The organism is Epibacterium ulvae (assembly GCF_900102795.1).
Taxonomy (GTDB): Bacteria; Pseudomonadota; Alphaproteobacteria; order Rhodobacterales; family Rhodobacteraceae; genus Epibacterium; species Epibacterium ulvae.
Genome location: NZ_FMWG01000003.1, coordinates 292,754 through 306,325 on the forward strand (window position 1 = coordinate 292,754; position 13,572 = coordinate 306,325).

11 protein-coding genes are annotated in these 13,572 nt (G+C 51.3%); 5 read left to right on the top strand and 6 right to left on the bottom strand.

The window, feature by feature from the left end; all coding sequences use genetic code 11:
* The first annotated feature begins 152 nt into the window (after window positions 1–152).
* Window positions 153–746, top strand: a complete 594-nt coding sequence (locus tag BLP79_RS06395; RefSeq protein WP_090217414.1) for a sulfotransferase family protein — start codon at window positions 153–155, stop codon at window positions 744–746.
* Here the strand turns inward: BLP79_RS06395 and BLP79_RS06400 are convergent.
* The 3 genes from BLP79_RS06400 to guaB form a co-directional block, all read right to left on the bottom strand.
* A complete protein-coding gene (locus BLP79_RS06400; protein WP_090217416.1) occupies window positions 743–3,070 on the bottom strand; it encodes an ATP-binding protein in 2,328 nt (775 codons plus the stop codon). The two genes, BLP79_RS06395 and BLP79_RS06400, sit on opposite strands and share 4 nt — an antisense overlap.
* Window positions 3,071–3,168: 98 nt before the next feature.
* Window positions 3,169–4,338, bottom strand: coding sequence for an RsmB/NOP family class I SAM-dependent RNA methyltransferase (locus BLP79_RS06405; RefSeq protein ID WP_090217627.1), 1,170 nt, complete (start codon window positions 4,336–4,338; stop codon window positions 3,169–3,171).
* A gap of 93 nt (window positions 4,339–4,431) precedes the next feature.
* On the bottom strand, window positions 4,432–5,880 hold the full coding sequence (gene guaB, locus BLP79_RS06410; protein ID WP_090217417.1) for an IMP dehydrogenase: 1,449 nt from the start codon (window positions 5,878–5,880) through the stop codon (window positions 4,432–4,434).
* A gap of 254 nt (window positions 5,881–6,134) precedes the next feature.
* Between guaB and BLP79_RS06415 the strand changes: the two genes are divergently transcribed.
* The 4 genes from BLP79_RS06415 (at window position 6,135) to BLP79_RS06430 (ending at window position 10,668) form a co-directional block, all read left to right on the top strand.
* Window positions 6,135–8,180 carry an ASKHA domain-containing protein gene (locus BLP79_RS06415; RefSeq protein WP_090217419.1) on the top strand — a complete coding sequence of 682 codons (2,046 nt, stop codon included), beginning with the start codon at window positions 6,135–6,137 and terminating at the stop codon, window positions 8,178–8,180.
* A 74-nt stretch (window positions 8,181–8,254) separates the two neighbouring features.
* Window positions 8,255–9,457, top strand: a complete 1,203-nt coding sequence (locus BLP79_RS06420; RefSeq protein ID WP_090217421.1) for a DUF2235 domain-containing protein — start codon at window positions 8,255–8,257, stop codon at window positions 9,455–9,457.
* A gap of 289 nt (window positions 9,458–9,746) precedes the next feature.
* Complete coding sequence (locus BLP79_RS06425) at window positions 9,747–10,109, top strand: hypothetical protein (protein ID WP_090217422.1); 363 nt, start codon at window positions 9,747–9,749, stop codon at window positions 10,107–10,109.
* An 82-nt stretch (window positions 10,110–10,191) separates the two neighbouring features.
* The gene (locus BLP79_RS06430; protein WP_090217424.1) at window positions 10,192–10,668 is read left to right on the top strand and encodes an acyl-CoA thioesterase; all 477 of its coding nucleotides are present in this window, start codon (window positions 10,192–10,194) and stop codon (window positions 10,666–10,668) included.
* Here the strand turns inward: BLP79_RS06430 and pgi are convergent.
* The 3 genes from pgi to BLP79_RS06445 all read right to left on the bottom strand — a co-directional run bounded on the left by pgi (window position 10,665) and on the right by BLP79_RS06445 (window position 13,419).
* Entirely contained in the window at window positions 10,665–12,269 is a 1,605-nt protein-coding gene (pgi, locus tag BLP79_RS06435; protein ID WP_090217425.1) for a glucose-6-phosphate isomerase, read from the bottom strand. The two genes, BLP79_RS06430 and pgi, sit on opposite strands and share 4 nt — an antisense overlap.
* Before the next feature lie 16 nt (window positions 12,270–12,285).
* The gene (gene pgl, locus BLP79_RS06440; RefSeq protein WP_090217629.1) at window positions 12,286–12,957 is read right to left on the bottom strand and encodes a 6-phosphogluconolactonase; all 672 of its coding nucleotides are present in this window, start codon (window positions 12,955–12,957) and stop codon (window positions 12,286–12,288) included.
* 192 nt (window positions 12,958–13,149) lie between these two features.
* Window positions 13,150–13,419: an usg protein gene (locus BLP79_RS06445; RefSeq protein WP_090217426.1), complete on the bottom strand. Its 270-nt coding sequence runs from the start codon at window positions 13,417–13,419 to the stop codon at window positions 13,150–13,152.
* Window positions 13,420–13,572 lie beyond the last annotated feature (153 nt).

Genomic DNA, 13,572 nt, shown 5'->3' on the forward strand with positions numbered 1-13,572 from the left:
GGCAATCACTGCTTTGTTCACCTCTTGTTCCAATATGGACCAAAAAGAGAACATTGCAAGGCAAAACTTCTACTACCCAGAACATTCTGTGACTGTTAATAAGTGATTTACATCAACCTTTGGTTTGCATTATTTACCGGGCGCTTAACGAAATGCTTGTATTTTTAAAGGAAAACTTGGTTCTTTTATCTGTGCCCAAAACGGGGACCACAGCGCTGCACGAGGCTTTAAAGGACCGCGCTGATATCGTGATTTCCAATCCACCCGAGCTCAAACATTCTCCGGTTTATCGCTATAACCGCTGGTTCAGACCGATGTTCTCGAAAGTCTGCGACAAAGAACCTGAACTTTGCGCGGTTGTTCGAGAGCCTATCAGTTGGCTGGGCAGCTGGTATCGGTACCGACAACGCCCTCTGATTGATGGACAGCCGACCTCAACCAAGGGAGTAAGTTTCGATGACTTTGTGCACAGCTATTGCCGCGGAAAACAATCACCTTACGCAAATGTCGGCAGTCAGGCCAAATTTCTGGAAGCACAACCAAATGGATGTGCGGTTCAGCATTTGTTTCGCTACGAAAACATAGACGCCTATCATCAATTTCTACAGGCGCGTCTTGCGACGACACTAGACACGAAAAAAACGAATGTCAGCCCAAGTGGTGACCTGAGCCTGAGTATGAAGACCGAAGCCCTGTTTCGTCGAAAAAAACCAGAAGAATTTGAACTTTATAATAGCGTGACCTAAGCTGCCTCGGTCACCCCTTGCAACTGTTCATGCACCGTTTCCGTCAATTGGTTCAAAGAGAATGGTTTTGGAAGGAAGACAGAATTTGGCACTTCAGGTTCGTCTTCATCAAATGCGCCTTCCGAATATCCTGACATAAAGACCACGCGCGTCTCTGGGCGCACTTTTAAGGCCTCACGGACCCAACTGGGGCCATCCATACCTGGCATGACCACATCGGTCACAAAAACATCAACATGCAGTGATGGATCTTCAAGTTGGCTAAGCGCATCTTCGGCGTTTTCTGCCTCTAGCACGGTATATCCACGCATCCTTAAAGCACGTGACGCAAAAGCACGAACGGGTGCTTCGTCTTCAACCAGCAAGACTACGCCCTCTCCATGATTTGGAGCAGTGTCTGCCGCTTTCTCAACTTTTTCGACATTGACCTCGGGCTGTGCCTTATAGACCGGGAAGTAGAGTATGAACTGCGTGCCCTGTCCTTTGACAGAATCGACAAAGATAAAACCACCTGTCTGCTTGATAATTCCATAGGCCGTAGACAGGCCAAGACCAGTCCCTTCACCCGTGCGCTTTGTCGTGTAAAACGGCTCAAACACCTTTTCAACGCGATCGGGATCAATCCCGATCCCTTCATCTGAAACGCGAACCGTCACCCAGTCTCCCTCGGGCACAACTGCGCGGTTTCGCTGCAAAGCCTTGTGCAGGTGTACGACTTCGGTTTCCACGCGAATCTCACCGCCCTGTGGCATTGCATCACGGGCATTCACGACAAGATTCATCAAGACCTGTTCCAATTGTCGTTTGTCCGCGCGAATATTTTTCATGACTGGATCATGGCTCAGTGTGAGAGTTACTTTCTCACCGACCAGCCGGTTCAACAGGTGCGTTAGATCAGAAAGAGTATCACGTACGTCAATTACCTCAGGCTGAAGCGTTTGTTTCCGCGAGAAAGCCAGCAGCTGGCTCACAAGAGATGCAGCGCGATTCGCGTTTTCATGGATCTGAATCAGATCTCCATAATCCTGATCCCCCTGATCATGCCGCAACAAAAGCAAATCACAGTGGCCAGATATTGCTGTCAGGAGATTATTGAAATCATGAGCAACCCCCCCCGCCAGCTGTCCAATCGCCTGCATTTTTTGGCTTTGTACAAACTGCGCTTCCAGAGTTTTCAACTCGGTCGCGTCATTAAGCACGGCAATCAGCATCGGCTCTCCGTCTTCGAGTACCCGTGAGAGAGTAACCTGGACAAAAACCTCTTTATCTCGGCGCGCTATGCGTAGAAATTCTGATTTGTGCGGCGCAACACCTTTGGCAGTGTCATCCAGCCAATCTGCCATTGGCCGACCAAGCCCCTCCATCAACTGACCCAGCTTGATACCATCGCAGTTTGCGACACCTAACAGGCTCAAAGCCAAACGATTAGCAGATAAAACATCCCCATTTGGAGCAACTTTGACAAATGGCACTGGTAGTTTTTCAAAACTGGTTTGCCCATTTGAAAGCTCGGAATCGTTGATTTTTGAAACGTGATAATCAACGCGCCCGTTTTCCCTACTCTGCACCGTTACTGCAACTTGGACAGGTCCCGTTTTTGTAAGGATCGTATGGATTTGCCCGCTTTCGGTCGGGAGATTCTCAAACAAATGATCCGCAGATCGGGTGCGTTCTCCAATCAGGGTACGTGCGGCTTCGTTCATAAACCGCACCGCGCCTGTGCGTCCAACAGTGATCATCGCAACAGCAGATGTATCCTGTCGCCGGTTAGATGAGGGAACAGTATTGTTCAAATCTTCGACACGCCACAGAAAGCTGCCACTGGCCATCTGATGCACAGCGACACGAATCTGCCCTCGGCGGGTCGTGATATCTTCGCGGGCGGTTCCTTCTGCACTTGCACGGCTTTTTAGGCGAAACAAAACAGCTGGAGGATTGGCCAATACGGACCGCAAAGCCCCTGCTAAAGTTTCGCGCTCGGCGCTTGGAAACCGTTGTACAGCGGCGTTGTTACATGCATGAATGACGCCATCTTCGTCTGTGACAAAGCTTGGCGTTGCATCTTTCTCGATAAATCCGGTCAACAAATCTGTCGCCATGTCACGCGTGCGCCGCCGTAACCGGCTTTGTGCAAGCATGAAGCCAGACACAAGCGTAAGCGTAAGCCCAACCGCAGTCATCCCCCGCCCAAGCCAGTCCGCCAATGGAACCACCAGAGGTGTCCCAAGCATCAACGCTGAAACTGCCACTGTCGCCATAAGACGAGAGGTTTCAGGAGAAAAAATGCGCAGCTCGGGTACGTTGGTAATCTGGCGACCGATCATTGCGGCTCCATGCGTTGGCTTAAAGGTACTTCATAAGTCAATAATCAAAGTTAAGGACGCGTTAATTTAAACAAAAAACCAGTCAAAAGTTAATAAGATTAAGAGTGCCGTTTGAGAAGCGCGACAAAAAAGCCATCTGCCCCATCCTGAACCAACCAACGTTTAGAGAGGGTTTTCTGCCATTCAGGGTTGGACTGCAGAAATCGCGTCACTTGGTTTTCATTTTCAACATCAAGCATTGAGCAGGTCGCATAGGCCAAAACGCCATCTACGGCGACCAATTGCGCTGTCTGTTGCAAAACCTCTGCTTGTGTTTCTACAACTGCGGCAAGCCGCTCGGCTGTGAGACGCCATTTGCCCTCTGGCGCACGACGCCAGCTACCAGACCCAGAACAAGGCGCATCGCAAAACACGATATCAAAAGGAGCTTGTGCTGACAGTTCTGCAGTTCTGAGCAGTTCAATCTGGACACCAGCCCGTTCCGCCCTGGGCGACAGATCTTTCATCCTGTTCCAGTCGATGTCATGAGCATAAACTTGGCAATCAGCATGTGCGGCAATCGCAAGTGATTTGCCACCACCCCCTGCACAATAGTCCAAAACGCGTAGGCCAGCGCGCAACGGCAAAGCTTCGACAACCGCCTGACTTGCCGCGTCCTGCAATTCTACAACACCGCTTGTATAGGCCTTGGAGTTCCTGATTTTTCGCGCACCCTCACTGACGTTCAACGCCGCAGGTGCAATCGAGAGGCGTTCAGTTACGATCCCCTCCTCTGCAAGCTGTGATTGGGCATCTGCAACATCGGAAGCACGTAGGTTAACCCGTAGGTGCACCGGCGCGCGATGACGCAATGCTTGCGCTGCAGCCGTTGCATCCGCACCAAGACTGTCAGAAAACATCGGCCAAATCCAATCCGGCAGATCATTTTCCTCTGCCGCGGTCATGCGCGGGGTTCGCGCTACACTTTCGTCCCCCGTCAATCTGCTGGGGCCATACCCATCACCGGTAAACATCAAGGCAGGATCAGCGCCTGCCTCGCGCACGGCACCAAGCATCAAGCCCCGGCCAGTTTCCGCGCCGCCCAGCGCAGCATGAGAACGCCAACACCGCAGAGCCGTGAAAACATGATCACGCACAGCTGCGCGATCCTTGGATCCTGCAAAGCGGCTGGCGCGTGCCCAGGAAGTCAACGCCTGTTCAGCAGCCGCGCCAGCAATGACACGATCAAGGATTTCAATGGCAGCCTGCAATCGCGCAGCTGGGGTCATGTGCTTGTTCCATTCGGCAAAAGAGATGTAAACAAGCCCGCCCATTGGGCGGGCCTTTCATTTACTGCGTTGCTGCAGCACTGATTTTGTAGGTTAGCCCACGCGATAGTTTGGAGCTTCTCGCGTGATTTGGACATCATGCACATGGCTTTCTTTCAAGCCAGCGCCCGTGATGCGGACAAATTCGCAGTTTTTACGCATCGCATCCACAGTGGCGCAGCCTGTATAGCCCATCGCAGCCCGCAAACCGCCAACCAGCTGATGCAGTACCGCAGACGCCGGACCTTTATAGGGGACTTGGCCTTCGATCCCTTCCGGGACCAGCTTGTCATTGGCCGCGTCTTTTTGGAAATAGCGATCTGCAGACCCCCGTGCCATTGCCCCCATGGAGCCCATACCACGGTAAGATTTAAACGAGCGCCCCTGATAAAGGATCACTTCGCCCGGGCTTTCATCGGTGCCTGCAATCATTGATCCAACCATGGCGCAGGAGGCTCCGGCCGCGATGGCTTTGGCAAAATCACCAGAAAATTTGATGCCGCCGTCTGCAATGACAGGAACGTCACCCGCCGCCGCCGCGCAATCCATAATCGCGGTCAGCTGCGGCACACCGACGCCAGCAACCATGCGTGTTGTACAGATTGAACCGGGTCCGATGCCAACTTTCACCGCATCAGCTCCTGCCTCGATCAACGCTTTGGTCGCAGCGGCGGTTGCAACATTACCCGCAATCACATCAACCTTGTCATTATAGGCCTTAACGCGTTTGACGGCTTCAATAACACCTGCCGAATGGCCATGCGCCGTATCAATAACCAGAACGTCAACACCCGCTGCAATCAGCGCCTTGGAACGTTCAAAACCACTGTCCCCAACCGAGCTAGCGGCTGCCACACGCAAACGCCCCAGATCATCTTTGCAAGCGGTAGGGTTTAAAACCGCCTGAGAAGAGTCCTTGAGCGTCAAAAGACCTGTAAGCTTTTGATCTCCATCAACAACGAGCAATTTTTCGATGCGACGGGCTTGCATCAAGGATTTCGCCTCTTCAAGATCCGCAGGCTCTTGCAACATTGCGAGATTATCTGCCGTCATCATTGTCGCAACCGGTGTTGCATCATCAGATGCAAACCGCATGTCACGATTTGTGACGATGCCTAGAACTCGGCCCTCGTGATCCACCACAGGGAAACCTGTCACACGATACCGTTCTTGCAAAGCTTTGGCATCCGCCAGTGTTTGTTCAGGGCTTAGCGTGATGGGGTTATAAACAATCCCGGACACAAAGCGCTTTACGCGGCGCACCTGCCGGGCTTGTTCATCCACATCCAGATTTTTGTGGATCACACCCATACCACCTGCCTGTGCGAGGCAAATCGCCATTTTGGCTTCGGTTACTGTATCCATCGCTGAAGACAACAGTGGAATGTTCAGTGCAATATTGCGCGTGACGCGCGTGCGCGTATCTGCCGTGTTTGGCAGAACATCTGATGCACCCGGCACCAAAAGAACATCATCAAATGTGAGAGCCTCACGAATCTGCATTTTACTACCCCATGCATAGCCCGTTTGGCGGTGACCCTATGGCATAGAAACGCATAAGGGGAAAGGCTGGAATATCAGAAAGGTGAAAATCTTTATGAGAGGATATGGATTTCACGGGCTAACCCAATGGATCACTGGAAAAATAGCCGCGGTTAGATGCCGAAAAGGCGTTTCTATACCTTTTAGCACGGATAAAAACGCCATAGTTTGCGACAAATCACAGATCATCTGCAAACAGACGTTAGGACGCCTGCATGACCACCGATCCGCTCGTAGTCTTTACCCCTTCAGGCAAACGGGGAACTTTCCCAATTGGCACTCCGATCCTGACGGCCGCACGGCAATTGGGGGTTGATCTGGATTCTGTGTGCGGCGGTCGAGGCATTTGCTCCAAGTGCCAAATCACCCCCTCGTATGGTGAATTCTCCAAACTCGGTGTATCGGTCGAGCAAGATGCATTAAGCGAATGGAACGCTGTTGAGCAACGCTACAAAGACAAACGCGGTTTGATTGATGGCCGCCGTCTTGGCTGTCAGGCCACTGTTCAAGGCGATGTAGTTATTGATGTCCCCCCCGAAAGCCAAGTGCACAAACAGGTGGTGCGTAAACGGGCTGAGGCGCGCGATATCAAGATGACCCCATCAACGCGTTTGTTCTATGTTGAGGTCGCAGAACCAGACATGCACGAACCTTCAGGCGATATGGAGCGCCTGATTGAGGCTCTTGAACAGCAGTGGACTATTACCGGAGTGCAAACAGATCTGCACATCCTGCAGCAAATGCAACCAATCCTGCGAAAAGGGAACTGGAAAGTCACTGTCGCTGTACATCTTGGCGACGCAGCCCATGCCCCAAAGATTATGCATATCTGGCCCGGCTACTATGATGGAACCGTATATGGGCTGGCGGTTGATCTTGGTTCTACCACTATCGCCGCGCATCTTTGCGACCTAAAAACAGGTGAGGTCGTCGCCTCATCCGGGATCATGAATCCTCAGATCCGTTTTGGCGAAGACCTGATGAGCCGTGTCTCCTATGCGATGATGAACAGTGGTGGCGATCAGGAAATGACGCAGGCTGTGCGCGAGGGGATGAATGCCCTTTTCACCCAAATCGCCACGGAAGCTGAGATAGACAAAGCCCTGATTGTAGATGCTGTCTTTGTCTGCAATCCCGTCATGCATCATCTGTTTTTAGGAATTGATCCATTTGAGTTGGGACAGGCCCCTTTTGCACTTGCTACGTCCAATGCACTGTCTTTGCGCGCAGCGGAGTTGGACCTGAACATCCACCCGGCCGCACGTGTTTATCTGCTGCCTTGTATCGCCGGTCATGTCGGCGCAGATGCCGCAGCTGTTGCCCTTTCTGAAGCGCCAGACAAATCCGAGGATCTTGTTCTGGTGGTAGATGTCGGAACCAACGCTGAAATCTTGTTGGGTAATAAAGAGAAAGTCCTTGCCTGCTCTTCCCCCACCGGGCCCGCGTTTGAAGGCGCACAGATCACAAACGGGCAGCGCGCGGCTCCCGGCGCCATCGAACGCGTTGAAATAAATCCCGACACCAAAGATCCCCGTTTCCGGGTCATTGGATCTGATCTGTGGTCAGATGAAGAGGGATTTGATCTGGCCATCGCAACGTCGGGTATCACTGGTATCTGTGGATCAGGTATCATCGAAGCCATCGCAGAAATGCGTATGGCCGGTATTTTGGACGCTTCTGGGCTCATCGGATCAGCCGAGCAAGTTGGAAGCACGCGCTGCATCGCAGATGGACGCACAAATTCGTATTTGTTGTGGGACGGCACCGCTGAGGGCGGACCCAAAATCACTGTAACCAATCCCGATATCCGTGCCATCCAAATGGCCAAAGCAGCCCTGTATTCCGGGGCCCGTCTTTTGATGGACAAATTTGGCGTTGATCAGGTTGACCGTGTTGTCCTTGCAGGCGCTTTTGGTGCACATATTTCGGCCAAACATGCGATGGTTTTAGGCATGATCCCCGACTGCAAGCTGGAGCATGTTACCTCAGCAGGCAATGCTGCGGGCACTGGCGCACGTATCGCACTTTTAAATACAGATGCACGCAGAGAAATCGAAAACACGGTGCGCCGCATCGAGAAAATCGAGACCGCCGTAGAACCGCGCTTTCAAGAACATTTTGTCAATGCCTCTGCGATCCCTAATGCGGTAGACCCTTTCCCAATCTTAGCTGAAACAGTGACCCTGCCTTCTGCAAATTTCAACGCCGGGGCTGCCAGCTCAAACGCGTCAGGCTCACGGCGTCGCAGACGCCGCAGCTGAACACTTGCCACATTATCACTCCCTGCTTAACCTCTTCTCATTTGAGTCATTTGGTTAAAGCAGGGATTGGGTATATGTCTCGTAAATTGATTATTTGCCTAGATGGCACAGGCAACGAAGTTGAGAAGAATGAAAGCAATATTCTTCGCCTCTACAAATGCCTAAAACATGATGATAACCAGTTGGTCTATTACGAACCTGGCGTTGGCACGCTTTCAACACGCCCCTTTGCACGGTCTTTTCTTGCAAAAACGCGTCAGGTGATGGGGCTGGCATTCGGGCATGGTTTGCATGCAAACGTCATACATGCCTATTCCTTTCTCTGTAACAATTACCAAAACGGCGACCGGATCTATTTCTTTGGGTATTCACGCGGAGCCTACACAGCGCGCGTTCTGGCCGGGTTCATCAATGACTTTGGATTGGTTGCCTCGTATGAGCTGCACCTCATTGGCCCCGTCTTCGAAGCATGGCGAAAATTGCGCCAAGATGGTCCGCGCGAGCAATACGCCCCTTTGCGTATTTCTGAACAGTTCTTCCACGTCCGCCATGTTCCCATTCGTTTTCTTGGACTTTGGGACACCGTCAGCTCGATGATCAGAGTGGGATTTAGCCAAGGAACCTTTATCGAATATGGGACACATTCCAGCGTAGATGAAAACCCTTCGGTCGAGGCGGTCCGCCATGTCCTGTCTATCGATGAAAGACGCAGGTTTTTCCGCCCTCAAATGTGGATTGAGGGAAAAAAATTCTATGGCAATCGGTTTAAAAAACGATCGGACCCGCCGTCACAAGATGTAAAACAGGTCTGGTTTCCGGGCACACATACGGATGTGGCTGGCAGCATTCCAGAACAGGAAGCAGGTCTTTCAAAAATCACACTGCATTGGATGCGACAGGAACTCGATGCGCTTGGCGTAGATGCTCTAGAGTTCCGAGAGATTTATTATAACAGATATGCGCTTGGAAAGCGCGATAAGGTGACTGAACGCATGCAATTGGAAATCTCTGAACCCAATGCCAAAGGGCCATTGCATGACCAGCTTCAAAACCTGGCCTGGAAGGTTCTGGAATATCTTCCACGTTTGAAATCGCGCAGTGACTGGCCTGACCAATACAAGGAACCCGGTTATTATCAACCGAAAGGCCAGTACCGCTACATTCCCCCAAATGCAGACATCCATTCTTCTGCCTTTGACAGGCGTGACTGTCCCGAAACCGAATATGCCCCCCCTAATTTACGCGCGTTCACCCCCTCTCCTAAAGAGGAAACCTAAGATGATATTCGTTTTACGAGCAGACCAGCCCACGCTTATCCTCCCTATGTATCGATGCGCAAATCATGTGTATTGGGGGCACTTCCAAGCAATATAGTTTGAACATCAATATCTAAGTTGTTTATTGGACTGCATGGCGAAAGGGTGTTAAGCGCACAGCGTGTTGGAATGCTTATGCATTCTGGCAAGATAGTCTTTCGTCGACATCGAATGGGGTGGCCTTGGCCTGCGCAACAGATCATTTGCCTTTATGTTTTGATAAAAATGCGCAGCAAAAGCAAAATCGATCATGAATAAAAACATCGTGCGTATTGGTCTCACACTCCTGCTCGTTAGCGGTTGTGCTAAAACACCAGACCGTATCACAGCCACCTATGTCAGCCCGGCGCTCTTTCAGGAACAATCCTGCACAACACTGCTGGCTGAACGCAATCGCATCGTCACAGAGCTAGACCAGCTCGTAGCGGGACAGCAAAAAGCATCTGCAACCGACGCGGTTGCAACCGGTATCGCCTTGGTTTTGTTTTGGCCAGCGGCCCTGACGCTTGGCGTTACAAAAGATAACGCATCTGCATTGTCGTCGGCAAAAGGACACTACGATGCAATCTCTACTGCGATGCAACAAAAAGGCTGCCATATTACGGCTGCATAGGCGATTTAGGCACTCTCCAACAGCTTATCTCACGCTGCGTCACAGCTTGGCGTCTAACGGGACAGTGCATTAAGATCACCCTATGGCATTGCAATATCACACCCCCCTTTCCGCTGAGGCACAACTTGCTGCAGGCATCTCGCAACCGCAAACTCTTGCAATGGCGGATCGGGTTCGGTTTTCCGAACTCGACATCTTGCAGCACGTAAACAACAAAGCCTACCTGGATTGGTTTGAAGTGTCGCGTGTTGCCTATTTCAATAGATTTTGCGCACCACATTTTGAAGGGAAAGCCCCACCCAGAAACGTCTTGCGCAACGCAAATGTGCATTATGTTAAAGAAATGACACTGGGAGAGACCTATATCGCGACCTCACATGTCATTTCATTTCGCCGGACCTCATATGTTCTTGAACAACAAATCTGGGCTGGAGATCTACGGTGCCGCATGACAGGCGTTATGGTGCTGCGCACACCAGATGGCGCATCAGGCTATCCATTTCCAGACAGCCTGACCAACTATTGGACGCAAAGCGAAGGGGCCTGTTTCGAAGGCTAGGCCTGATTTAACACATAAGCCAAAAGCGCGGCGGTCGAACCATCCTTCTGGTCCGCGCTGGTTTCCCCCTTGACCATAGGTTCAAGAGATTTTGCCAATTCTTTACCAAGCTCCACCCCCCATTGATCATAGGAGTTAATACCTAAAATAACGCCCTCAACAAAAACGCGATGCTCGTAAAGCGCAATGATTTGTCCCAGAACAAAAGGTGTAAGCTGCGGATAAATCAGCGTGGTAGAAGGCCGGTTCCCTTCAAAAACACGATGCCGGGCTTGGCGTTCCAATTCATCACCAGATAGTCCCTTCGCAGCCATCAGACCACGGGCCTCATCCAGTGAACGCCCACACATCAACGCCTCTGACTGTGCAAGACAATTGGCGACAAGAAGCTGATGATGATGGTGCAGGTCAGGCTCATGCCCCTTGGCGGCAACCATGAATTCACATGGGACGATGCCTGTTCCCTGATGAATAAGCTGATAAAACGCGTGCTGGCCATTGGTTCCGGGTTCCCCCCAGACAAGCGGACCAGAAACGTATTCCAGACGGCTGCCATCCATTGCAACGGATTTACCGTTACTTTCCATTTCCAATTGCTGAAAATAAGCTGCAAGGCGCGAAAGACGCTGATCATAGGGCAGTACGGCTCGGCTCGGATAGCCGCAAACCTGATGATGCCAGATCCCCACCAGCGCAAGCATCAAGGGCATATTATCAACACCCTTGGCGGTACAGAAATGATCATCCATCGCCTTGCCACCTGCAAGGAACTGATCAAACGCTTCGGGGCCGACCGCAATCAACACGCTCAACCCAATAGGGCCCCACATCGAATAACGTCCGCCCACCCAGTCTTCAAACCCAAAGACCTGCTCCGCCGGGATGCCAAATGCGGCTGTTTTCTCAGCGGCCGTTGAAAGCGCAAGGAACTGCTTGCTGCAATCGCCACCACCCTGCTCCATCCAGCCTCGGGCAGTTTCGGCATTTGTCATGGTTTCGATCGTCGTGAACGTTTTGGATGCCACAACTACCAAGGTTGTATTGGGGTTTAGGTTGCGCAATTTGTCATGGATATCTGCCCCATCAACATTTGAGACAAAGTGGCACGCTGGACCGTCGTGGTAAGGTGCAAGCGCCAAAACAGCCATGGCAGGCCCAAGATCTGATCCGCCAATTCCAATATTGACAATGTCGGTGATCTTTCCGCCACTGCCCTTGAATTCACCAGACCGAATGCGGCGCGAGATGTCCTTCATTCGTTCCAATGTATCGCGCAAGGCTGGGCGGATATCCGCGCCTTCTACCTGCAAAGGCGGCCCATCTGGATCACGCAGGGCCGTGTGGAGCACCGCACGCCCTTCGGTATCATTGATGGCTTTGCCTGCGAACATCGCATCACGATAACTTGTGACACTACGCCTCTCAGCCAAATCCAAAAGCGCGTCTCTGACATCCGCGTCGATCTGCGTTTTGGAGTAATCAAAATACAGATCGCCAAGCGTGGTGCTGAAATCTTCCGCGCGATCTTTTGATACGGAAAACAGCTCCAAGATCGCACGCTCTCCAATTGCAGCGCGTTTCTGTTTTAACACATCAAACATGTTAAACTCCAATATCTTAAGGTGCCCAGTGAACCGTCATACCAGCTAAAACAGCCTGCACGGGTGCTTGTTCGGGCGGCAAGGATAATGCACGGTTTAGCGCATCTTTCTTAGCCTCACCATAGATCACCAGATGTTTCGAGAGCGCCCCGTTTAAAATATGTGCAGAAAGACTTACACGTGCCTCTGGTTGACTGTCTGGGCGCATTTCAACAAGTATTGGAGCATCTGCCGCCAGCGCTTGCTCTAGCCCTTCCACTCCAGGAAAGAGCGACGCTGTGTGCATATCCTCGCCCATCCCAAGAAGTACAACTGACAATGGCAAATGCGTATTCAACTGATCTGCCACTTTAGGAAGCGCTTCAGCCGGTGTTTCCCCATCACGATAGAAGGGAACAAATGTTGCAGCCTTGGCGTTATCTGTGATCAATCGTTGTCGGATCATCGTCGCATTGGAACGGTCAGACGTATCTGGCACCCAGCGTTCATCACTGGCCATCACGCTGACTCGTTCCCAATCAAGATCTACGGCACACAGATCATCAAAAATTGGCGCTGGAGACGTCCCGCCCGCTACCGCAAGAGAGGCATAAGGATTTTGATCCAGATGCTGCTTCAGCGCTTCCGCCAGTTCTTTGGCAACGTCGATCGCGAGTTGATCACGGTCCGCATATTCAACAATATTCAAGCTCAGCACTCCCTCATCTACGGTGACCCGCGAACTATCTATAAAATCTTTTGATACCTGAGTATTGTGACGGATTTACTGCGTCAAAATTCAAATGATATCGCTAACATTTCTATAGAAGGTCGCGCGGGTAACTTCTACCCCGAACAGATGCGGCATGCAAAAATGAGGAAAACATCACGGTGGCGCGGGCTAATGGATCGGAAACTCTCCAACGACATTTCGCCATTCACCGGGGGAAATCATTTTTCGGTGCTCAAACCGCACAGAATGCAACGGACCATCAATTTCACGATGCCAGAAATCAATGAATTCAAACAATCGCGGATGGTCTGGTGCCAGATCATAGTCTTGCCAAACAAAGACATTCAAAACATGGGCATAGTCAGGCATGTGATAGGTGAATTCTGCCGTGGTCAGCCCATATCCTTTTAACAGCAGTTCAGTTTCGCTCATCTCCATGTAGTGCCTCCTTTGATGGATGCGTTTCACCAGACTAGCATGAAAGAGCTTAATTTTAATATAATTCCGACACTTAGCCGCTTATTTGCCACCCGCAGCGCCCTATTGAGCGCTCTTACTTGCGCATGATATGCCCTGTCTGATAAGGTGCAG